This window comes from Bifidobacterium miconisargentati, assembly GCF_019331675.1.
Lineage (GTDB): Bacteria > Actinomycetota > Actinomycetes > Actinomycetales > Bifidobacteriaceae > Bifidobacterium > Bifidobacterium miconisargentati.
Map to the genome: position 1 here is coordinate 39,098 of NZ_JAHBBJ010000007.1, position 22,590 is coordinate 61,687.

Sequence of the window (22,590 nt, forward strand, 5' to 3'; positions counted from 1 at the left end):
TTAGGTCACACAAGGGTGGCCACCTGAAACCAACGAGCGAAAAGGTGAGCCTTGTCTGAAGAAACACCCATGGTCGGCAAGAGCGTGGTGACGCTGGACGACCTGTCTACCAATCAGATTCTCGAACTGCTGCATAAGGCCGAGTACATCGACGCGCATCGCAAAGAGGTGTCCCACACCTGTGAGGGCCGCGTGCTCGCCACCTTGTTCTACGAGCCCTCCACTCGAACCCGCCTGAGCTTCGAGACCGCCATGCTGCGTCTCGGTGGCAAGGTCATCGGTTTCGCCGGCGCGCAGCTGGCCTCCGTGACCAAGGGCGAGTCCATCGCGGACACGCTCAAGACCGTTTCCAACTACGTGGACGTGGTCGCCATCCGTCACCCGAAGGAGGGTGCGGCGCTGGTGGCTTCCCGTGCGGCGAGCGTGCCGGTGATCAACGCCGGCGACGGCGGTCACATGCACCCCACGCAGACGCTGGCCGATCTGGCCACGCTGCAGTCCCGTTTCGGCCGCATCACCGACCTGACCGTGGGCCTGTGCGGCGACCTGACCTTCGGCCGTACCGTGCACTCCCTGATCGAGACCCTGTGCCGCTTCGGCAACGTGCGCTTCGTGCTCATCAGCCCGGACGAGCTCAAGACTCCGCAATACGTCATCGACCGCATCAACGCCACCCCGAGCTGCTCCTACGTGGAGGTGCGCGACCTGGCCTCCGTGATCGGCGACCTCGACGTGCTGTACATGACCCGCGTGCAGAAGGAACGCTTCTTCAATGAGGACGACTACCTGCGCCTGCGGGACACCTACATCCTCGACGAGGACAAGCTCGCCCTCGCCAAACCGGACATGGCCGTGCTCCACCCGCTGCCGCGCGTCAACGAGATCGCCGTTGAGGTGGACGACGACCCGCGCGCCGCCTACTTCGAGCAGGTCAAGAACGGCATGCTCATGCGCATGGCGCTCGAAAGCTCCGTGGTGGGCGACGAACTGCCCGGATACGAACCGCTCAACCCCAAGGAGGTCCAGGCCTGATGGAAGTCACCAGCATCGTCAACGGCATCATCATCGACCACGTGCCGGCCGGCACCTCGCTCAAGGTGCTCGAATACCTGAAGATCGACCCGTCCAAGACCAAGCTCGCGCTCATCATGAACACCACGTCCCAGCGCTACGGCTCGAAGGACATCATCAAGATCGAGGACGACAAGGACATCGACCTCGACGTGCTCGGCTTCGTGGCCCGCCAGGCCACCGTGGACGTGGTCCGCGGCGGCACGATCGTGGAGAAGAAGACCCCGCACCTGCCCGAGCATATCGTGGGCGTCATCAAGTGCGTGAACCCGCGCTGCGTGACCACCACCGAGCCCGGCATCAAGCAGATGTTCCACCTCGTGCACTCCGAGCGCATGGAATACCGTTGCGACTACTGCGACGAGGAAGCCAAACTGTGAGCATCACCCTACGCAACATCAAGGTCTGGAACACCGGCGAGATCATCGACCTGGTGGTTCCGGGCCTTGCCGACGCCTACTTCGCCGACACGGACGCCGTGCATGACGGCGCCGACATCGACGCCACCGGCCTGACGCTGGCCCCCGGCTTCGCCGACCCGCACGTCCACTTCCGCGATCCCGGCCAGACCTACAAGGAATCCATGGTCTCCGGCTGCCGCGCCTCCGCGTCCGGCGGATACACGAACGTGCTCATCATGCCGAACACGCTGCCCGCGCTCGACGGCCAGCCCGTGACCGAAGAGGATGCCGTCGCCGACAAACCCGGCGCGCGCGAGGTACGTGATGCCGGCTTCTCCAACGTCATCGACTTCCTGCAGCAGTACGACACCGCCCACGACGTCAAGCTGCCGGTCCGCTACGACCTGTGCGTCTGCGCGTCCAAGGACCGCGCCGGTCACGAGGCCAGTGACACCGCCGACTGGCTCAGGTACGTGCCCGGATTCGAGGACGATGCCAAGACCGCGGCCATGAACGAGCACCCCATCACCGCGATCAGCGACGACGGCTCCGCCGTGCCCGAGCCGATCCTCGATGATGTGCTCGCCAACGCCAAGGCGTCCGGCCTGTACCTCATCGAACATTGCGAGCATCATGACACCGGTGCCGTCAACGAAGGCCCCGTCTCCCGCAAGCTCGGCGTGCCCGGCATCCCTGAGGACACCGAGCTCAAGATCGTGGCCCGCGACATCGAAGCGGCCCGCAGGACCGGCATCCACGTGCACTTCCAGCACGTGAGCACCGCGATCTCGTTCGAGGCGATCCGCAAGGCCAAGGCCGAAGGACTGCCCATCACCTGCGAGACCGCGCCGCACTACCTGGCCCTGAGCGACGAGGCGCTGCTCGAATACGGCACGCTAGCCAAGATGAACCCGCCGCTGCGCTCCGAAGAGGACCGCAAGGCCACCATCGCGGCCATCGCGGACGGCACCGTGGACCTGCTGGCCACCGACCATGCGCCGCACACGATGGAGGAGAAGGAGCTCGGCTTCCTCAAGGCCCCCAACGGCATCATCGGCCTCGAATGCGCGTACGGCGTATGCCACAAGGTGCTCGTGGACGGCGGTTTCATCTCCGATGAACGTCTCATCGAGCTCATGAGCGTGGGACCGGACGAGTTGCTGGGCCACGAGCCCACGGACATCGCCGCGTTGGTGGAGGACTTCGCCGAACCCGCACCCACTGGGGACGATCCGGACGGCGTGATCGCGGGGGAGACGGACGATGCCGCCGGTCACGCCGCCGACGGATCGAAGCGCGAGGGCGTCAACCGCCTGCTTGACCTGAGCAACGTGGAAGGCTCCGAGAACGTGGATCTCGTGGTGCTCAACACCGGCGAGGAATGGACCGTGGATCCGGAAGCGTTCCACTCCAAGGCACGCAACACCCCGTTCGGCGGCTGGAAGGTCACCGGACGCCCTCTCGCCACCATCATCGGCTCGCAGTTCATGTTCAGCCGGCTGTAGAGAACAGAGAACGGAGCTCCCTGCAGTTTCGCTACGTGAGTCGGTTCCCTCAGAGAAGGGAGCTGATTCACTCCATGCCGGTTTCCCTCTCTGAGAGGGCCGTCGGCAAAGTCGACTGAGGTGAGCAACCCCAAAAGAAGGAAAGGACTTCGATGGATCGTCTGATCGAAGCAATCGAAAACACCCAGAACCCGTCCGTCGTGGGCCTCGACCCCACCGAGGCGCTGGTGCCGCCGCAGGTGGTGGCCAGCTTCGCAGACGAGGTGCGCGACTCGGTCGAATCCCCGGAGGAACTGCCCGCCGCCCAACTGGCCGTGGCATACTTCGAGTTCAACCGCACCATCATCGACGCCGTGGCTGATATCGTGCCCGCCGTCAAGCCCCAGATCGCCATGTACGAGGCGCTGGGCCCCGCCGGCGTGGACGTGTACACCATGACCTGCGAATACGCGGCCCAGCAGGGCCTGTACGTGCTCGGCGACGTCAAGCGCGGCGACATCGGCTCCACCGCGGCCGCCTACGCCCATCACCTGAGCGGCGTGGCCGGAAACGAAAACGGCGAGGCCTTCGACCCGTGGCACGAGGACGCCGTGACCGTCAACCCGTACCTCGGCACCGATGGCATCACCCCGTTCGTCGAGGCCGCCACGGCCGCGGACAAGGACATTTTCGTGCTCGTACGCACCTCCAACCCGTCCTCCAGCGAGCTGCAGATGCTCGATCTGGCGGACGGCAAGAAGGTCTACGAACATGTGGCCGACCTCGTGGAAGGCTGGGGCGCCGAAACCGTCGGTTCGCACGGCTACTCCCGCGTGGGCGCAGTGGTGGGCGCCACCCACCCCGAGGAGGGCCGTGCTCTGCGCGCCCGCATGCCGCACACGTTCTTCCTGGTGCCCGGCTACGGCGCCCAGGGCGGCACCGCCCAGGACGTGGCCGGCATGTTCGACGAACAGGGATCCGGTGCCATCGTCAACTCCTCGCGCGGCATCATCGGCGCTTGGAAGAAGACCGGCAAGTACTCCGAATCCATGACCGCCGACGAGGCGCTCGGTCTCGTGGCCGACAGCGCGCGCCAGGCCGCGCTGGACATGCGCGACAACCTGCGTGTGGCCGTGTACCGCTGACACCGACATCGAAAAGGACTTACATGACTACCTTCACCCCGACTCATGACGTCGTGGCGGAAGCACAGGCGGCTGGCTTCTTCCCGCCCCGCCACACCGTCGAGATCACCGACGCGCGTGCGTTGGCCGATCGCGTGATGCGGCTCACCTTCCGTGACCCGTTCATCGCCTCCCACGCCAAGCCCGCCCAGTTCGTCAACCTGTTCACCCACGACGACTTCATGCTCATGCCCCGCCCGTTCGGCGTGAGCGAAGTCGAAGGCGACGAGGTCTCCGTGATCTTCGCCGTCATCGGCCATGGCACCGAACAGCTTGCCCAGCTCAAGGCCGGCGACACCGTGGACGTGCTTGGCCCGCTTGGCCGTGGCTTCAACCTCAAACAGGACGCCAACTACATTCTTGTGGGCGGCGGCCTCGGCGTGCCCCCGCTGATCTGCGCCGCGCAGAGGATCGCCTCCCTGGCCGGTTCCGTGGCCACCTCCGTGATCGGCTACCGCGACGAGCGCTTCGCCGAGGACTTCGTCTCCCGCTACACCGACCGTTCGTGGAGCATCACCAATGCCGAAGGCAATGTGGTGGATCTGCTCAACCAGATGGAAGCCTCCGGCGACCTCGACGTTGACGGCCTCAAGCCGGTCATCCTCTCCTGCGGCCCGCTGCCGATGATGAAGGCCGTGGCCGCCTGGGCCGCCAAGCGCGGCATCCCGGCGCAGCTCAGCATGGAGCAGCGTATGGGCTGCGGCTACGGCACCTGCGTGCTGTGCACCGTGGACACCGTGGACGGCCGACTCAAGGTCTGCTCCGACGGCCCGGTGTTCACCCGCGAACAGCTCGGATGGGGGGAGTGACGATGACCGTCAACACCACGGCAAACGCCAACGACAACCACATCAACATCTACGAGGCCCACGAGTGGAAGCACTCCACCAAGGTGGCCGGCGTGACCTGGAAGAACCCCGTGGGCACCGCCTCCGGCACGTTCCAGTACGCCGCCGTGCGCCGGTTCTACGACGTCAGCCAGCTGGGCGCCGTGAGCACCAAGGGCTGCTCACCTGTGCCGTGGGAAGGCAACCCGTCCCCGCGCACCGCCGAAGGCCCCGCCTCGAACCTCAACGCCGTGGGACTGCAGAACCCCGGCGTGGACCATTACCTCGAGGACGACCTGCCCAAGCTCAAGAAGGCCGGTGCCCTGGTGGTGGCCAACGTGGCCGGCCACTGCGACGACGACTACATGCAGGTGGTGGCCAAGCTCGCCGATTCCCCGGCGGACATGCTCGAGATCAACGTGAGCTGCCCGAACGTGACCCACGGCGGCATGAGCGTGGGCACCGATCCGGTGGCCCTCGCCGCGCTCATGGACAAGCTGCGTCCGATGACCGACAAGCCGCTGATCGTCAAGCTCACGCCGAACGTCACCGATATCACCGTGCCGGCGCGCGCGGCGGTGGAACATGGCGCGGACGCGCTGAGCATGATCAACACGTTGTTGGGCATGCGTCTGGATATCCGCACCGGCGAGCCGATCATCGCCAACAAGACCGGCGGCGTATCCGGCCCGGCCGTGCTGCCCGTCGGCATCGCGGCCGTGTACCGCACCCGCACCGCTCTGCCGGACATCCCGATCATCGGCATCGGCGGCATCGACTCCGGCGAGAAGGCCCTCGAATACCTGTACGCCGGCGCGAACGCCGTGGAGGTGGGCGCGGCGGCGCTCTTCGACCCGGTGGCGCCGCTGCGCATCGCCCGCGAACTGGATGACCTGCTCGACGCACGTCCCGAACTCGCTGCTAAACTGGCCGCTGGACAGACCTGGAGGTAAATGATCATGGCAGAAACGCTTGCACATCGTTTTACGGAATTCCTGCTGGAATCCAACGCTCTGAAATTCGGCGACTTCACCCTGAAGTCCGGCCGCCAGAGCCCCTACTTCATCAACGCCGGTGCCTTCGACGACGGCAAGAAGATCGCCACCCTGGGGGCCTTCTACGCCGAGAAGATCAGCCAGGCGATCGTACATAACACCATCCCGCGCGACATCGACACCGTGTTCGGCCCAGCCTACAAGGGCATCCCGCTGGCCGTCTCCACCGCGATCGCGCTGACTGCCGGCCACAACATGACCGTGGGCTACACCTTCGACCGCAAGGAGAAGAAGGACCACGGCGACGGTGGCTGGATGGTCGGCACCCCGCTCACCGACGGCATGAAGGTGCTGCTCGTGGACGACGTGATGACCGCCGGCACCGCCGTACGCGAGGTCATCCCCAAGCTCAAGGCCGAGGCGAACGTCGAGGTCGTGGGCCTGGTGCTCTCCGTGGACCGCATGGAGAAGACCAAGGACTCCGACCTGTCCGCCGTCAAGGCCGTGGAACAGGAGTTTGGCTTCCCGGTGCTCGCCATCGCCAACGTGCGTGAGATCTTCGACGCCGCCGCCAAGATGAAGAAGGCCGACGGCACCCCGCTGCTCGACCAGGACATCAAGCAGCGCGCCGAGGCGTACCTCGAACAGTACGGCGCCTGATAGCGCACCATCGCGCTCGTCAATCCGAAATCATCGGGAATAAAGAAACGCTCCTTGCAGCCCAAGGGGCGTTTCTTCGTTACCGGGCCTATCATGAAGCCGGATGCAGCGGAACTTGCATGGAGGGGATATCGGCCATGGACATGATGGTTGCTATTATCGCGGTGGCTGTGATGGCGTTGGGGCATTTCGCCGGCACGCAGCATTATCTCGATGCACGCGCGGACAAGCTGGCGAAAGGCGGCACGTTGGATCGGCGGAATGCCAAGGAGATTCGCGAGCTCGCCGACAAGGTGGATCCGAACAGGTACTATCCATCGATTTGATGCCGGCGTGTGGCCGCAGGTGTCCGTTCGGCGACGTATTCGGCGACGTCGAGATGAACATTGGGTGACTTTGCTATAGCCTGCGGTATCGGCTCATTACAGTGGAAGTATGAGTGATGATGCGCGGGACCAAGTGCCGATGGATGGGGGAGAGCCGTCGGGGAAGACGGGCGGCCACCGGAGATACATAGCGCGCATCGCCATTGCGGTGATCGTCGCGGCCGTACTGGTATTCGCAGGCGCCTTCGCCGTAGGCCGGTCCACCGAAAATCCCACGAAGGATCAGGCCTATCTGGACGTGGAGACGAAAGCCGCCAAAATCGAGGAACAGGTTGCGAACAACCGTAAAAAGACGGCGGAACTGACCACGCAGCGCGACGATCTGCGCGAACAGGCAGCCAAAGCCGAAAAACAACTCGAAAACGACAAGAAGGCTTTCGGCCAGTATGGCGGCAACACGGAGGTGGGGGCCGAGCCGTTGACCGTCGAATCCATCACACTCAAACCGGATACGTTCTACGAGGAATACGGTGCGCAATCTGGCCTGGCCAAATACCTGTACCCGGAAATCACGGTACGCAACACTTCAGGGCACGTGATCTACGACATCAGCCTGCGCATGGACATCATCGGAGCGGACGGCAAGGTGCTGAAGAACGATGCCTCCGCATACGTGAACTACGTGGTGCTCTACCCCGGAAAAACCGCGGTGTGCGAAGGCATGATCGAAGATGAAGGATTCTCCGGCGCCACGCTGAAACCGACCGGATACTACATGAGCATCCCCGATACCAGTGGTGACGGCGGCTCCGACAAGACGACCGACAGTCACGAATTCGGCAAGGATGTCAAGACGGTGGTGATTCCATGAGCGACGAACACGGCGAGCACATTGAGCACGGCAGGCATGGCGCCGGGAATCACGAAGGTTCCCGCGCATTCGATAATCAGGGGAACACGGGAAACGGATCATCCGATAAGCCGCGTGCCACTGACTCGGCGAAACGGCGTGAACCGGAACCGGAGCTCCAGCGGCTGCTCGCTCATCAAGGACCGCTGAACACGTCGGTTCCCACCAATGAGAACATGACCATGGGAGACCGGGTGTTCCTGCTGTTGGACAAGGCGTTCACCGGTCTCGGACAGGTTACGGGAATAATTGCGCGGGTGGCTTCCGGAAAAGCCAGTGCGGACGAGCGAGTGCGCTGGGATGCAGCCAAGGGTCCGCTTGCCGTGGCGGCCAAAGCGGCCGTAATCGTGGTCTGCGTGCTTGCTCTTGCTTGGCTGGGCACGGTCGCCTACCGTCTCGGCGGACAGTCCGTGGTGGTCAAGGACACGCCGCAATACCAGAAGGCAAGCCAGAATCTCAAGTGGGCCAACGTGGACCTGATGGAATCCGAGCAGGACGTGGCCAACCGTCAGAAGCAGATCAAGCAGGCCAACGCCATCATCGATCAGGCGAAGCAGGACCGCGAGAAATACGGCAATATCGTGGATGAGATTCAGCAAGCACAGAAACAGAATAAGGATCCGGCGCTTACCGTAACCGCGATCGGGGACCCCACCCAGAGCTACCTCTATTATGAAACGCCGATAACCGTGCACAACAACACGCAGCAGGCCTATTCTTCGGTCGACGTGTATTTCCAAGCGGTGGACGGCGACGGTAATGTGCTGCATTCGGCGTACGCGATGGGCGAGAGCGAGACGACCTGCGAGCCCAACGCCGACTGTGCATTGAGCATCTTCGATGATTTCAACCCGTCTGGTTCGAAGCTGATGCCCACCTATTGGGGTGTGACCGCGACCGGCGGCAGTAGCGAGTACGGCCGTTACGGCGTCGACGCGATGAGCAAGCAGTTCTAGGGGGGGCTTGCCGGGAGCATGTTATTGGCAGGCCACTAGGCGCGCATCTGGAAACGGACTGTATGTTCGCGGTTGAACGAAGGTGACGCGAACATACAGTCCATTTGAGGGCCCGAAACGACTGTATGTTCGCGCCGATATCGTTGAAACGCGAACATACAGTCCGTCGACGTGGACTAGTGAAGAATCTGGCGGCAGTGGATATGACGTGGGCGGCCCCTTGTGGAAGAGAGCCGCCCACATGTGTAAGGCATTGACGTTATTGCGTCAGTCGATGAGCTTGTAACCGTGGTCGGCCACCACGGACTTGAGCTTGGTGAGGTAGGTCTCGGCCGCCTTGGACAGCTTGGCGCGCTCGTTGGTGATCCAACCCACCAGCATGGTCTCGTCGGTGTCGAGCGGGACGGTGACGATCTTCTCGTTGTTGAGGTCGCCGTTGTCGATGCCGGTGCACACCGTGTAGCCGTTAAGGCCGATGATGAAGTTGAGGATGGTGGCACGGTCGGTCACGTTGATCTGCTTGGGGGAGTACTCCGGCCAGACCGCCTCCTCGTAGAAGTAGAAGGAACCCTCCTCGCCCTGCTCGTACTGGATGAACGGGTAGGGCTTCAGGTCCTCCATGGTCACGACCTTCTTGGAGGCCAGCGGATTGTTGCGGGAGATGAACACGTGCAGCGGGGCGCGGAAGAGCGGATGGAACTCGAGGTGCTTCTCGCGCAGAAGCTTGCCGATCACGTCCTTGTTGAAATCGGACAGGTAGATGATGCCGATCTCGGACTGCATGTTGGCGACCTGGTTGATGATGTCGCGCGTACGGGTCTCGCGGATGGTGAACTCGTACTCATCGGACTTGATGGAGCTGATCATCTCCACGAACGCCTCGACGGCGAACATGTAGTGCTGGGTGGAGACCTGGCACAGCTGCTTGCGCGGCTTGGCGTGCTTGTAACGCTCCTCAAGCAGGTCGGCCTGGTCGAGCACTTGGCGGGCGTAGGTGAGGAATTCGGCGCCGTCCACGGTCAGTGCGATGCCCTGCGAGGAACGGGTGAAGATCTCGATGCCCAGCTCGTTCTCCAGTTCCTTCACGGACGAGCTCAGCGCCGGCTGGGAGACGTACAGGGCGTGCGAGGCCTCGTTCATGGACCCGCATTCGACGATTTTGACGATGTATTTCAGCTGCAGCAGTGTCATAAGGTTCATTTATATCAGTACGGTGTGTCAAAGGTTGGAATTATAACGATTCCCCGCACAGGTACACTCTAAGTACACTCTATTTTTCGGCGTCGGTTGTGAAGCCGGATGGAACGAAATCGGCGATTTTGCGAACCTATTTCGAATGGAACGTGGACTCTCGGCGAACGACCAGCTTGCTGCGGGACTTGATTTGATTGATGATTTCGGTGTCCAAAGCACAGTTCGAACAGTGAGCGTCGGTGGGTACAACACAGGGCAAGAAAAAATGTATGATGTTAGCGAATTCAATTTTGAAGAGCCCTGATTGGGTGTTGAATCGCACAGTCCAGGTCATCGACGACCACAAACGGCTGCTGCATGATTATGCAAATTGAAGAAGGGGAGACCGTGATGGGTTTCAGAATCCGCAAGAGCATTTCCCTGGGCAAAGGGATTCGACTGAATCTCGGCAAGAATGGGATAACAAGCGTGAGCTTCGGGAAACGCGGTACGCCGCATGTGACCGTAGGAAAGAACGGGACACGCTTCGGCACGCCGGTGATTCCCGGAACGGGCATCAGCTATGAAACAAGACTCGATAAACCGTCAAGGGAGACGGAATCACAGAGACCAGTGATGAACAGACGGCCAATACATCCGGCAACACCCATGAGACCGATGCCGGCGGTCAATCCCCGGCAGACGCAAGTCCTGACACCGGTATCGGTGATTCCACCGTCGCCTGTTCCGCCTATGCCGAACGGGTACGCCGGAGGCAATGGCAACCGTGGCTCTCACAAGATGAAAAAGCCTTGGTACGGCCGTTGGTGGGCCATACTGCTTTATGTATTCCTTGCATTCATTCTGCTGTGCATCGTGGCATACGCCACCACGCCGAACGGTGAGATTCCCGACATGACGGGGCAGACCGTCGCCGCGGCGAAGACCGAACTCAATAACGCAGGTTTTGACAACATCACGGTCAAACCGGAGACCAAGGGCGGCGACGATAAATGGAAGGTTGAAAGCCAGAACCCGATAAGCGGCGAGTTCAAGACATCAACGCCAATCACACTCACCGTGAAACGCGATAACTCCGATCTCGCGGATATCGCGAAAAAGGACATGCGGTTGGACGCCGTCATTACAGCCTTGAAGCATGCAGGATACTCTTCATCGGATTACGTGATAGAGAGTGACACCGGAAAAACGGTGGACAAACCATCGGACTGGATCGTGCTGTCAGCCGGTGACGGAGTCATAAAGGTCCATGACAAAGCGGCCGAGGAGGCCAAAGCGAAGAGTGAAGCAAAGGCCGAAGCCGCCAAGAAGAAAGCCGAGGAAGCTGCCAAAAAGGCCGAAGAAGCCGCCAAAAAGGCAGAGGAGGAGAAAGCGGCCAAGGAACAGGCCGAACAACAACGCGCGGCCGAGGAAGAAGCCTCGCGTCAGGCGCAGCTTCAGGCTGAACAACAGCAGCAAGTCCAGCAGCAGCAACAGCAGCAACAACAAACCACGTCCCCGTCAGACAATGGGAGTGGTTCGCTCATCGCTATCTGCAGTGACGGTACGCAGGCTGCATCGGCACCGGGAGCCCCCAACTATCGGGGCATGTGTTCAGGCCATGGAGGCATAGCGCAGAAACTTGGACGACAATGAACGGCGCGACCGTCTAGCCATCCTCCCAAATATCCGCACCCCCATGACTGGACGTGTTCTATTGTTCCAAATCGCCGATTAGGGACAATAGAACATAGACAGACGGGTGCGAAACGTATGTACGGGGGACAGTTTGGTACTAACGCTTGACGATACTAACGTAAACAGATAGTATAAGGACATGAGAACCAGAGACAAGGAACTCAACGACTTCCTCTATGGAGGCCGATATCCCAGAGGCTTTCCGGCCGGCTGCGAACGACAGCTCATGCGCAAACTCCAGATGCTCAAGGCCGCGCATGAGCTTCACGACCTCAAGATACCGCCCGGCAACCGGCTCGAACCGCTCAAAGGGAATCTGAAAGGGCATTGGAGCATCAGGGTCAACCAGCAATGGCGACTCGTCTTCCAATGGGACGACGTAAGCAAGGAGGCAACCGATGTCTACTTCGACGACTACCACGACTAACGTCAACTATTACAGCACGCCCGGCGAGATCCTCAACGAGGAGTTCCTCGAGCCCCTCGGCATCAGCCGCTACAGGCTCGCCAAGGCCATCGGCGTGAGTGAGACCGCCATCGGCGAAATCATCCACGGCCGTCGGCGCATCACCGCCGCCATGGCATGGCGGCTCGGTAAGGCGCTTGGCACCACGCCCGACTTCTGGTCGAACCTGCAAGCCGACTACGACCTGCTGACATTCGACCCCAGCAGCTTGGGAGACATTCACCCGCTCGTCAACGCCTGAAACGAGAAAAGACCTCCGCCGGCGCTGCGAATGCCGGCGGGGCCAAGACAGTCAGAGACGCCGTTTAGGTGAGGATGGCGTGGTTCGTCATCCGGGTGGGCCGATGTCTCCGGTCTCCACCTTCAAACGACTTTGCTACAGTGGGTTTTCCGCATGATTCCAACGTTTTCCACGGCCCCTGCGGGCAATCCGACGTATAGCCGCAGGGATGGTCGGTAAGACAGGTTATAGCCGGGAAATTCCATACGTGTGGGCGAATCGTGAGACAATGCTGATGATGTCCGATTGATTCTTATGAATCTTACGAAACGTCAGTAGGGAGGCCAATGATGGCGGACAGGGATTACGTGTACCCGGAGGTGGGGGAGTCGCTGCGCAGGGCGCGGGAAAGCGCCGGCATGAGCCAGGATCAGCTGGCGGAGGCGTCGGGAATCTCGCGCATCACCATCAGCCGCATCGAACAGGCGCATATCAACCCGTCGTTCCGTTCATTGGAGGCGCTGGCTCAGGGCATGGGGCGGAAGCTGACGATCAGCTTCGATCCGGTTGAGTGAGTCTTCGTGACTTTCCCCTCTGGGGAGCCATTGTCGATGAGCAACTATTCCAAAGACTCAGCTGCAGCATGGTTGCTGATGCAATGAGACCGGGGATGTTCCTGAAGTAATCCGGATGCTCCCCTCAGTCTTCTGCTATCGCAGACAGCTCCCCTCGGAAGAGGGGAGCCGGAGCGAAGGCGTCTTACAATGCGACGCCAAGCTGGGCGAGGGAATCGCGGGCGGCGATGGCGCCTTCGAACAGGACGCCGTGGATACCGACCTCGTTGGCTCCGACCACGTTCTTGGCGGTGTCGTCGAAGAAGACGCACTGCTCGGCCTTAAGACCGAAGCGCTTGAGCGCCAGCTCGTAGATGTCCGCGTTGGGCTTGTGCAGCTTCTCCACGCCCGACACCACGGTGCCGTCCAACAGTTGTTCGAGGCGCGGGAACTTCTCGAAGGCCAAGTGGAAGGTCTCATGCGACCAGTTGGTCAGACCCCACACGCCGTAACCGTGGCGCTTCAAGTCCTCCATCAGCTCGACCATGCCCGGCAGCGTGCGTGGCAGCGCGTCCGCGTAATGGTCGATGTAATACTTGAAGATCTGCGCGATATCCTCGCCCTGTTCGCGCACCACGTCCGGATAGATGCTGGCGAAGTCCTCGCCGGCGTCCATCCGGTCCTCGTAATGGAAGAAGCCGCACGGGTCGTCGTCGGCGCAGATCCGGGCGACGACATCGTCCGGGAACTTGCCTTCAAGATAGGCGCGGGTGTTCCAATCCAGCAGCACGCCGCAGAAATCGAAGATCACATCGGTGATGGGGGCGTTGGTCATGATGCTCCTCAAACAAGCGGGAAACGGTATTCGGTTTGCTCCTACGAACCGGACTGTCCGTCTCGGCGGTCGACTTCGCCGCCGCCACCCCTCACCGGGAAAACCGGAAAGGAGCGGGCAATCCAAGCTCAATAGAGCCGTTCGGCTTCAGTGTACTCGCGGTATCCGCACGATTCGGCTACGCGACCACGTCCGCGATGGCCTCGGGAATGGCGCGAATCACGTCGCCGGCCACAATGGGGTGACCCAGCGTCATGAAACGCTGGCGGCGACTGTGACCGACCAGCTCCGGCTCCTGCCATCCCTGCTGCTCCGACTCGGAGGCGATGGACGCCGCCATGCCGTGCAGGTACGCGGCCGAGGCCACGGTCTCCGCCGTGGTGATCTCATCACCCTGCTGGGCGAGCAGCGCGCCGATGAGGCCGGCAAGCACGTCACCGGCACCGGCCGTGGCCAGCCACGCGGGCGCACTACCGGACACGTACGTGTGATCCTCGTCCACCACGATGGTCACCGCACCCTTAAGCAGCACGGTGGCGCCGGTCAGTTCGTGCGCGCGACGGGCACAGGCCAGCGGACGTGTCATCACGTCGTGCGCCGTGTATGCGGGGAAATCCTCGTTGGCAGCAGACGGAACGGAGACGCCATTGCCGGTCGGCACGACCTCGCCATCGTCCTCGTCGTCATCGGACGTGACGACAGGCTCGGTCTCGTCCGAGTCGACTGCGGAAGCCCGGTACGGCTGATCATCGTCTGGGTAGTCCGCAGCATCCGTATCGGATTGTGATGGACCGTCATGGACGGATCCGACCGAACCGGTATCGTCCGCTCCGCGCTCACCGGATCGCTCGACCGGCTCAAGCCGATTCAGCAACGATGCCATTTCGCCGGCATGCGGGGTGATGACCACCTGGCCGGGCACACGTTCCGGCAGCAGATCAAGCGCGCCGGCATCCACCACGACGGGCGGCATGTCGTAGGCGGCATCATCCACGGCGGGATCCCCGTCCAGCGCGTAATGCCGGAGCAGCGCGCCGATCGTCTCACGTTGGATATCGGCATCGGCGTTCGGCACGCCGGAACCGACCACCCAGGACTGCACATGTCCCTTGCCCATCACCGCCTCGGGCAGGGCTGCGAGCACCATGTTCTGCGCACGTTCGGGGCCAAGGTAGCGCACCATGCCGGTGTTCGCATGTGCGGCGGCGCGCGCGGTGAGCACGGCCGCGCCGGGGTAGCGCTGGGAGCCCGTCACGAGTCCCACCACGCCGCGCGAATACTTGCCGTCCTCGACGTGCGGCAGCCGTACCGCATCCGAAGCGAAGGCGTTGTCCACCACCTCGACGGCGGGTTCCACATCGTCGATGTCGAACCCGAAATCCACCAGTTCGATGCGTCCGCAGCCGAACGTCGCCGGAGGCAGGACCGCGCACGGCTTCATCGCGCCGAACGTCACCGTCACATCGGCCGGCAGATACGGACCCGGCAGCGAACCATCGTCCACCCCCACGCCGGAGGGCGTATCCACGGCGACCACCAGCGGGAAATCGCCGGACGGTTCACGTCCCGGCATGGCCGGAGTATCCGGCACCTCACCGTCGAGGCCCAACGCCGCGGCCAACGCGGCCGGAATGCCCCGCAACGCGCCATGGATGCCGATGCCGGTCATGGCGTCGATGATGAGATGCGACTTCGAGGCCAGGGAGACCGCGGCCTGCAACCGTTCGCCGGCCTCTCCCGCCGAGAACCCCGAAGCGCAGCCGGGGATTTCGGCGGCCGGGTCCAGCACCAGCACCTTGCCGCCGGCACGCACGAACTCGGCGAATCCGGCCTCATGCAATGACCGGCCTACAGCTACGGCCGTGACGGCGGCACCTTCCTGTGCCAACGCGGCCGCGGCGAACAGGCCATCGCCGCCGTTGTCGCCGGCACCGGCCAGCAGTACGATCGACGTATCCTCCAACGCCAGATCCTCATCGTCGAGCAGTCCGGCGGCGGTATGGGCCACGGCCTGCGCGGCCATGCGCATCAATGGCACGCCCTTGTCCAACAACGGACGCTCCATGGCCCTCACGGTTTCGGCATCATAAGCGCTGTGCAGCAGCAGCTCGCGGCGGTCGGCGTCATCGGCGTATTCCATGGCAGTCCCCTTCACAAAACGGCATATGCAATCATTGATTTTAGTGGTTTCGCTGGTCGCGGACCGCCAATGTCATGTTCGGCGAACACGGGCATCCCTCCCGCCTTCCATGGTTCTTCACGCCTTCCGCTACCATGGTCTGTTGGTTTATCGCAGTTTCAACGAATCACAAGGAAAGCGACGGGTGAGGTATGGCGATTGATGCACAGGGTCTGGAAATTCAGATCGGCGCGCGGACGTTGCTGCATCCCACCGACTTCCATGTAGCCAAGGGCGACAAGATCGGTCTGGTGGGCCGCAACGGCGCCGGCAAGACCACGCTCACGCGCGTGATCACCGGCGACATGCTGCCAACGGCCGGCAAGGTGCGCGTCTCCGGCAAGCTCGGCTACCTGCCACAGGACACGCACGCCTCCGACCCTACGCAGACCGCGCTCGACCGCATGATGAGCGCGCGCGACATCGCCACCATCATCAGCCGCATCCGCAAGGCCGAGAAGGAAATGACCGATCCGGATCCGGACGTGATGAGCAAGGCCATGACCCGCTACGACAAGGCCATGCAGGACTTCGACAAGGCCGGCGGCTACGCGGCCCAGTCCGAGGCGACCGCGATGGCGGCCTCGCTGGGACTGCCCCAGGAAGTCATGGAGCAGCAACTCGGCACCCTGTCCGGCGGCCAGCGCCGACGCATCGAGCTGGCGCGCATCCTCTTCTCCGACGCTGACACGCTCATCCTCGACGAGCCCACCAACCACTTGGACGCCGACTCCATCGAATGGCTGCGCGGCTACCTCAAGAAGTACGAGGGCGGCTTCCTGGTCATCTCCCACTCCACCGAACTGCTGGACGAGACCGTGAACAAGGTGTGGCATCTGGACGCGCAGCTCGGCCAGATCGACATGTACTCGCTGAGCTGGAAGGGCTACCTGCACCAGCGCGTGGTGGACGAGGAGCGTCGCCGCCGCGAACGCGAGGTGGCCGAGAAGAAGGCCGAACGCCTCATGAAGCAGGGCATCCGTCTGCACGCGAAGGCCACCAAGGCCGTGGCCGCGCAGAACATGATGCGCCGCGCCGAGAAGCTGCTCTCCGAAACCTCGGAGGCGCAGAAGAAGGAGAAGGTGGCGGACATCCGCTTCCCGGAGCCCGCGCCCTGTGGCAAGACGCCGATCATGGCCAAGGACATCTCCAAGGCGTATGGTTCCAACATCGTGTTCGCCGGCGTGAACCTCGCCATCGACAAGGGCTCGCGCGTGGTGATCCTCGGCTACAACGGCGCCGGCAAGACCACCACCCTGCGTCTGCTGGCCCATCTTGAGGAGCCGGACACCGGTTCCGTGGACTACGGCCACGGCTGCAAGATCGGCTACTTCGCCCAGGAGCATGACACGCTCGACCTCAACGCCACCGTGCTGGAGAACCTGCAGCATGTGGCCCCCGAACTGGACAACACGCAGGCCCGTTCCATCTTGGGCTCGTTCCTGTTCTCCGGCGATGACGCGATGAAGCCCGCCCACGTGCTCTCCGGCGGCGAGAAGACCCGTCTGGCATTGGCGACCTTGGTGACCTCGCGCGCCAACGTGCTCCTGCTCGACGAGCCCACCAACAACCTCGACCCGGCCTCGCGCGAGGAGATCCTTAAGGCCATCGCCAAGTACGAGGGCGCGATCGTGCTCGTCACCCACGATGAGGGCGCCGTTGAGGCCCTGAACCCGGAGCGCGTGCTGCTCATGCCGGATGGTGACGAGGATCTGTGGAACGACTCCTACCTGGAGCTCGTCGCCGAGGAATAATCTCCTCTCTCTTGTTTTTCGGCTCCTCTTCCCGAGGGGGAGCCCTTCCGGGATAATGAAGGTGATCCCGTAATCCTCAAACCTCAATCATCACCATGAAGGGAAGCGCCATGACCACTGCGAACGGACAGAAGATCGCCATCGTCACCGGCAGCGCGCTGGGGCTCGGCTACGAGTTCGCCAGCCAGCTCATCGCCAAGGGGTGGCTCGTCGCCGGCATCGACTTCAACGCCGAGCGTCAGGCCGAGCTCACCGCGCAATGGCCCGCCGAATCGTACCGCGCGTACGTGGGCGACATCACGGACGAGGCGTTCGTGCGTGAATCCGTGGCCGACATCGCCGCGTTGGGCCACATCGACCTGCTCATCAACAACGCCGGACAGCCGTCCTTCAAGGTGCCCACCGCCTACGAGGCCGCCGACGTGGACAAGTGCCTCAAGGGCCTCAAGGGCATGATCCTGTGGACCGTGGAGACGCTCAAGGCCTGCGACGAGAAGGACGTCAAGATCGCTCAGATCATGAGCACCGCCGCCACCCGTGGCAACGCGAACGAAAGCGTGTACTGCGCCACCAAGTGGGGCGAGAAGGGCTACACCAAGAGCCTGCAGGCCGCATACAAGGGCACGAGCGTCAAGGTGGTGGCCGTCTACCCCGGCGGCATCGACACCGCCTTCTACCGTGACAGCCACGACTACGTGTCCGAGGCCAAGCAGCACACCTTCATGCAGCCCGGCCCGTTGGCCGAGGTCATTCTGTTCAACCTCATCAACGAGGCGAACCTCACCGTCACGGACATCGAGATCAACCGCAACAGCTGAAACCGCGGTTAGGTGGCGATACACTCACCGAAGTAGGGGCAGTAACTGCGCGTGCAGGCAAAGCGGGCGCGCAGTTACTGCCTTTTCCGTTACTTGAACAGGCAGTAGTTGCGCGATGCTCCTGTCAGAATGCGCAGTTACTGCCTGTATTTGATGGAAAAGAGACAGTAACTGCGCGGTCGTTGTGCTCAGTCGAGATGATGTAGTGCGCGGATGATGCGGCAACGGTCTTCGACATCGCCCTCGTCGGCGCACATCGTGGCGTACCAGCGCGGGTTGCGCAGGGTTTCGCCAGCGTTTTCGGTCTCACCCGCGGTGACGAGCGTGCCGAGGTCGTTGGCGTACTGGAAGTGCAAGTGGCTGAGCAGACCGCCTTCGCCGAACGCCTTGCGCGAGGGCAGGGGAGCGATGGCCAGCAGCCAGCGGAACGGGCTGTCCTCGGCGTTCGGATCGTAGGTCGTGAACACGTAGGTGGGCGAGCCCTCCAGGCCATGTTCGATGACATGGTCGATGCGGTAGTCGTAGGTGTCGAGGTCGGTGTTGTCCTCCGCGTACCAGGTGATGCGTACGTCCGCCTGCTTGCTCTGCGGTTCGCCGACGGTCCAGTAGCCGATGTGGATGATGTTCTCCGGGCTGGTGGTGGCGCAGGCCATCGACCAGAACGTGCGGATGCCGTGGGCGGCCATGGGTGCCATCTTCGGGTCGGCGAGCACCGCCTGCTCGGCTTCCTCCCAGGTACTCCGGATAGACGAATCCTCGGAGTCGATGTAGTGCTCAAAACTCTCCCAATCACCAAGCCAATCAGAGAGGTTGAAAGACTGGAATTCCGCCGTTTGCTGTTGCGTGGTATTCACTATGGGTTCCTTTCCGGTACGTATGGGTACATATTGCTGCAGATTCTTGTGTTCCGGTTGCCTGTTTGTTGATTGACTACCCTTCAGTCGGCTTCGCCGCCAGCTCCCCTGACAAGGGGAGTCAAGAAATGCGATTCGTCTTCATGCCGCGAAAGTCCGTTCGAGGTTAACGATGCGGGTGCACCAGCCGGCGGCGAGCTCCTCGTCGTGCGTCACCACGAGAATCGTCTTGCCTTGTGCGGCCAGTCCCCGCAGTAGTTCGCCCACCTGTTCCATGTGGTAGCGGTCGAGGCCGCTGGTCGGCTCGTCGAGGATGATGAGCTCCTTGCCGCACATCAGGGCCGAGCCGATGGCCACACGCTGCTTCTGCCCTCCGGACAGGCTCATCGGATGCCGGTCCGCGAACCGGGCGAGATCCAGATCCACCAGCACGCGGTTCGCCTGTGCCAACACGGCCGGGTCGGTCTCGTCCAGTCCGATCATGAGCTCCTCGCGTACGCTGTCCGAGAACAGCTGATAGTTCACGTCCTGCATCACCAGGAATCCGGCGTGGGTCAGGTCGCGTGGTTTCGCCGTGCGCCCGTTGAGCGTGACGGAGCCGGAAATCGGCTTGGCCAATCCGGTCAGCGTTCGTACGAGCGTGGTCTTGCCGCAGCCGTTGTGGCCCATGAGCCCGATGATGTCGCCGGCGTGGAACTCCAGGTCCGGGATGTGCCGGGTGAAGTCGTCGAGTCCGCGATAGCCGATGACAAGATCCCGCGTGGACAGCAACGGTTCTGGACTTTGCATCCCCGATGATGCCTCGTCGCCAAGTTGAGATGATCCTGGAGTTGTCCGCCCGTCGAAGTTCGGGGACAATCCCCGTTGCGCGCCGCTTCGCGTCTCCAGTTCGGCGATGCGGCGGCGATATGGTCCGAGATCAAGCGCGCGCAGCCCCATCGCGGCAATGCAGCCGGGGGAGAGCGCCAGGAACTCGTCCGCCTCGTACTGCCGCGCGATACGCCCACCGTCGAACACCACGTACCGGTCGGCCACGCCGTTGAGCCAGGCGAGCCGATGCTCGGTGATGACGATGGTCAGCCCACGGGCCTTCATCGCCTCGATGAGCACACGCATGTCCGCGATGGCGGCCTGGTCGAGATTGCTGGTCGGCTCGTCCAACACCACCAGTCTCGGGTCGAGCATGCAGGCCGCGGCCATGGCGATGCGCTGCTTCTGCCCGCCGGACAGGTGGAAGATGCTGCGGCCAAGCAGCCCCGTGACGCCGAAACGTTCGGCCACGGCGTTCACGCGCCGGTCGATCTCATCCGCCGGAAGTCCTATGTTTTCGGCGGGGAAGGCCAGTTCGTCGGTCACGTTGGCGTTGAAGTACTGGGTCTTCGGGTTCTGGAACACGCTGCCGACCAATGGGGTGAGCCGGTCGATGGGTATGACGGCCGGGTTGAGCCCGCAGGTGCGCTGGCTGCCGGCGAACGCGCCATGAAAGAACTGCGGCGCCAGCCCGTTCACCACACGCGAGTACGTGGTCTTGCCGCAGCCGCTGGCCCCGCACAGCACCACGCATTGGCCACGAGGAATGCTCAACATGATGTTCATTAATGCCGGGGTGTCGGCATGCTCGTAAGTGAACGACATGTTGTCGGAATACACTTCGGGCGTCATCAGCGAATCACCCCCGCGATATCAAGGATGAGCGGGATTACCACGGCAACCATTGCGAGCCAATCCATGGCACGCAGGCGAATCAGCGTACGCGACGTATGCTCGCCCTCACGCCCGAGCCCCTTGGTCAGCGCCGCCACGGACAGGTCCTGCGCCACGGTGGTGGCGTTCATGAGCAGCGGAATGAGAATGTACTCCAGGGATTGCGCGGGATGCCGCACGAGTCCCCAACCGCCCGAGGCGATGCCGCGCAAGGCCATCGCGTTGCGGATCTGCCGGTAGTCTTCGGCGATGGTCGGGAAGAACCGGATCACCACCACGCAGGGGATCACCACCGTCTCCGGCACACGCATGCGACGCATCGCGCAGATGAACGCGCTGGCGGACGTGGTGGTGAAGGCGTAGGCGCCGGTCATGAAGCAGGGCAACATCATCGTGGCGCCCACCGCCAGCGCGGAGACCACGTGCAGCCACGGCAGTCCCAAGGCCTCCGGGTCGAGCAGGCCGAGCGCGGTGAGCACGGCGTACAACACCGCGAAATTCGCCGTGAGCCGCCACCGGCCCGCAGCCGTCAGCGGAACCAGGAACAGCACCACCATGATGATTTGCGTGGTGAGCGTCACATGGAAGAACAGCATGAGATTGGCCGTCAGCAGCAGGAACAGTTTCGTGCGTGGATCGAGCGTACGGTCGGCGAGGCCGGATCGCCTAGAGCTGCCGGATCGGGCCGATGGAAGGCCAGCGGTATCGGCCGAAAACGCGGGCGCCCCCGGTGCCGTCGTGGCCGCCGGGGGCTGAAGGGGCGTCCGGGAATCGGACGTCACGGATTCCGTGGAAAAAGAGGATCGCATCAGGCGATGCCGGCCTTGATGAAATGCTTCCTCAGCATCTTCTGACCGAACCATCCGCCGATCAGCGCGCACACCAGGATCGCGGCCATCGAAACGAAGAACGTTCCGGTGTTGATGTTGGCGAACACGCCGTCGATGTACGCCGCGTCCTTGCCACGTGCCTGAAGGCTGGCCACGTAGGCGTCCTTCATGAACCACAGCGGCAGGATCGGGCCGGTGAGCCCGTAGGAGAAGACCACGTAGCTCACGAGCAACAGCGCCTTGCTCTTGTACTTGCCGGCGCGCGCGATGAGGTCGGCGGCCACCGGGAAGACGATGCTGGCGATGAACGAGAGCACGAAATGGCCGGAGACGAACAGGAACAGGCCGATGACCACGCCCATCACCGTGATGCCGCCGAACTTGCCGAGACGCGCGGCCAGCAGCATGTAGACGCAGCCGGAGATCAGCGCGGCGATGGCGGGCAGGAAGATGGAGCCGAAGCCTCCGGTGAACAGGGTGCTCACCAGCGTGGCCACGCATACCATCACGAAGTAGAGCGCGGCAAACACGCCGATGGTGATGAGGTCGGCCACCTCCAGCTTGCGCGGCCTGTCCGGTGCGGTCGCGTTGGTGCTTGCGGAATGGTCAGGGGTGATGGATGCGTTCGGTGAAGTCAAATCGATTCCGTTCTTCTGAGGGACGGGTATGTTCCTCAGGCCAATCTAACGGT

23 protein-coding genes are annotated in these 22,590 nt (G+C 62.6%); 16 read left to right on the top strand and 7 right to left on the bottom strand.

Translation table 11 applies throughout. The features are described from left to right. Positions 1–69: 69 nt before the first annotated feature. The 10 genes from pyrB (at position 70) to KIH81_RS05595 (ending at position 8,814) form a co-directional block, all read left to right on the top strand. The gene (pyrB, locus tag KIH81_RS05550) at positions 70–1,032 is read left to right on the top strand and encodes an aspartate carbamoyltransferase (protein WP_214304545.1); all 963 of its coding nucleotides are present in this window, start codon (positions 70–72) and stop codon (positions 1,030–1,032) included. Next, complete coding sequence (locus tag KIH81_RS05555) at positions 1,032–1,451, top strand: aspartate carbamoyltransferase regulatory subunit (protein ID WP_109056531.1); 420 nt, start codon at positions 1,032–1,034, stop codon at positions 1,449–1,451. Before pyrB ends, KIH81_RS05555 begins: the two co-directional genes overlap by 1 nt. Next, positions 1,448–2,977 (top strand): dihydroorotase, encoded by a 1,530-nt coding sequence (locus KIH81_RS05560; protein WP_214304462.1) that lies wholly within the window; start codon positions 1,448–1,450, stop codon positions 2,975–2,977. Before KIH81_RS05555 ends, KIH81_RS05560 begins: the two co-directional genes overlap by 4 nt. A gap of 152 nt (positions 2,978–3,129) precedes the next feature. Further along, positions 3,130–4,101, top strand: a complete 972-nt coding sequence (gene pyrF, locus KIH81_RS05565; protein WP_214304463.1) for an orotidine-5'-phosphate decarboxylase — start codon at positions 3,130–3,132, stop codon at positions 4,099–4,101. Between the two features lie 23 nt (positions 4,102–4,124). Continuing rightward, complete coding sequence (locus KIH81_RS05570) at positions 4,125–4,949, top strand: dihydroorotate dehydrogenase electron transfer subunit (RefSeq protein WP_214304464.1); 825 nt, start codon at positions 4,125–4,127, stop codon at positions 4,947–4,949. After that, a complete protein-coding gene (locus KIH81_RS05575) occupies positions 4,937–5,920 on the top strand; it encodes a dihydroorotate dehydrogenase (RefSeq protein ID WP_214304465.1) in 984 nt (327 codons plus the stop codon). Before KIH81_RS05570 ends, KIH81_RS05575 begins: the two co-directional genes overlap by 13 nt. 6 nt (positions 5,921–5,926) lie before the next feature. Next, positions 5,927–6,622: an orotate phosphoribosyltransferase gene (gene pyrE, locus KIH81_RS05580; RefSeq protein WP_214304466.1), complete on the top strand. Its 696-nt coding sequence runs from the start codon at positions 5,927–5,929 to the stop codon at positions 6,620–6,622. A 137-nt stretch (positions 6,623–6,759) separates the two neighbouring features. Continuing rightward, complete coding sequence (locus tag KIH81_RS05585; RefSeq protein ID WP_214304467.1) at positions 6,760–6,948, top strand: hypothetical protein; 189 nt, start codon at positions 6,760–6,762, stop codon at positions 6,946–6,948. Between the two features lie 109 nt (positions 6,949–7,057). Further along, entirely contained in the window at positions 7,058–7,819 is a 762-nt protein-coding gene (locus tag KIH81_RS05590; RefSeq protein ID WP_214304468.1) for a hypothetical protein, read from the top strand. A gap of 215 nt (positions 7,820–8,034) precedes the next feature. Next, on the top strand, positions 8,035–8,814 hold the full coding sequence (locus tag KIH81_RS05595; protein WP_214304469.1) for a hypothetical protein: 780 nt from the start codon (positions 8,035–8,037) through the stop codon (positions 8,812–8,814). A gap of 267 nt (positions 8,815–9,081) precedes the next feature. Here KIH81_RS05595 and KIH81_RS05600 read toward each other — a convergent pair whose 3' ends face one another. Beyond that, positions 9,082–10,005 carry a LysR family transcriptional regulator gene (locus tag KIH81_RS05600; protein ID WP_214304470.1) on the bottom strand — a complete coding sequence of 308 codons (924 nt, stop codon included), beginning with the start codon at positions 10,003–10,005 and terminating at the stop codon, positions 9,082–9,084. A 360-nt stretch (positions 10,006–10,365) separates the two neighbouring features. On the opposite strand from KIH81_RS05600, the gene KIH81_RS05605 reads away from it, so the two are divergent. From KIH81_RS05605 to KIH81_RS05620, 4 genes are all read left to right on the top strand, one after another. After that, positions 10,366–11,643 (top strand): DUF4236 domain-containing protein, encoded by a 1,278-nt coding sequence (locus KIH81_RS05605; protein ID WP_236029316.1) that lies wholly within the window; start codon positions 10,366–10,368, stop codon positions 11,641–11,643. A gap of 181 nt (positions 11,644–11,824) precedes the next feature. Next, positions 11,825–12,112: a type II toxin-antitoxin system RelE/ParE family toxin gene (locus KIH81_RS05610; RefSeq protein ID WP_214304471.1), complete on the top strand. Its 288-nt coding sequence runs from the start codon at positions 11,825–11,827 to the stop codon at positions 12,110–12,112. Further along, positions 12,084–12,392, top strand: coding sequence for a HigA family addiction module antitoxin (locus KIH81_RS05615; RefSeq protein WP_214304472.1), 309 nt, complete (start codon positions 12,084–12,086; stop codon positions 12,390–12,392). The genes KIH81_RS05610 and KIH81_RS05615 overlap by 29 nt, the downstream gene beginning before the upstream one ends. 326 nt (positions 12,393–12,718) lie before the next feature. Then, on the top strand, positions 12,719–12,946 hold the full coding sequence (locus KIH81_RS05620) for a helix-turn-helix domain-containing protein (protein WP_214304473.1): 228 nt from the start codon (positions 12,719–12,721) through the stop codon (positions 12,944–12,946). A gap of 184 nt (positions 12,947–13,130) precedes the next feature. Here KIH81_RS05620 and KIH81_RS05625 read toward each other — a convergent pair whose 3' ends face one another. Both KIH81_RS05625 and KIH81_RS12355 read right to left on the bottom strand, forming a co-directional pair. Next, a complete protein-coding gene (locus KIH81_RS05625) occupies positions 13,131–13,760 on the bottom strand; it encodes an HAD family hydrolase (protein WP_214304474.1) in 630 nt (209 codons plus the stop codon). Between the two features lie 178 nt (positions 13,761–13,938). Further along, a complete protein-coding gene (locus tag KIH81_RS12355; protein ID WP_420829129.1) occupies positions 13,939–15,789 on the bottom strand; it encodes an NAD(P)H-hydrate dehydratase in 1,851 nt (616 codons plus the stop codon). A gap of 302 nt (positions 15,790–16,091) precedes the next feature. Between KIH81_RS12355 and abc-f the strand changes: the two genes are divergently transcribed. Together abc-f and KIH81_RS05645 are read left to right on the top strand one after the other, a co-directional pair. Next, the gene (abc-f, locus tag KIH81_RS05640; protein WP_214304475.1) at positions 16,092–17,693 is read left to right on the top strand and encodes a ribosomal protection-like ABC-F family protein; all 1,602 of its coding nucleotides are present in this window, start codon (positions 16,092–16,094) and stop codon (positions 17,691–17,693) included. A gap of 110 nt (positions 17,694–17,803) precedes the next feature. Beyond that, positions 17,804–18,511 (top strand): SDR family NAD(P)-dependent oxidoreductase, encoded by a 708-nt coding sequence (locus tag KIH81_RS05645; protein ID WP_214304476.1) that lies wholly within the window; start codon positions 17,804–17,806, stop codon positions 18,509–18,511. A 188-nt stretch (positions 18,512–18,699) separates the two neighbouring features. On the opposite strand, the gene KIH81_RS05650 is transcribed toward KIH81_RS05645, so the two are convergent. The 4 genes from KIH81_RS05650 to KIH81_RS05665 all read right to left on the bottom strand — a co-directional run bounded on the left by KIH81_RS05650 (position 18,700) and on the right by KIH81_RS05665 (position 22,537). After that, positions 18,700–19,365, bottom strand: coding sequence for a hypothetical protein (locus tag KIH81_RS05650; RefSeq protein WP_214304477.1), 666 nt, complete (start codon positions 19,363–19,365; stop codon positions 18,700–18,702). Positions 19,366–19,506: 141 nt separating this feature from the next. Continuing rightward, positions 19,507–20,952 carry an ABC transporter ATP-binding protein gene (locus KIH81_RS05655; protein ID WP_236029320.1) on the bottom strand — a complete coding sequence of 482 codons (1,446 nt, stop codon included), beginning with the start codon at positions 20,950–20,952 and terminating at the stop codon, positions 19,507–19,509. A gap of 74 nt (positions 20,953–21,026) precedes the next feature. Next, positions 21,027–21,878, bottom strand: a complete 852-nt coding sequence (locus KIH81_RS05660) for an energy-coupling factor transporter transmembrane component T (protein ID WP_214304479.1) — start codon at positions 21,876–21,878, stop codon at positions 21,027–21,029. Beyond that, entirely contained in the window at positions 21,878–22,537 is a 660-nt protein-coding gene (locus tag KIH81_RS05665; protein WP_236029322.1) for an MptD family putative ECF transporter S component, read from the bottom strand. The genes KIH81_RS05660 and KIH81_RS05665 overlap by 1 nt, the downstream gene beginning before the upstream one ends. Between the last annotated feature and the right edge of the window lie 53 nt (positions 22,538–22,590).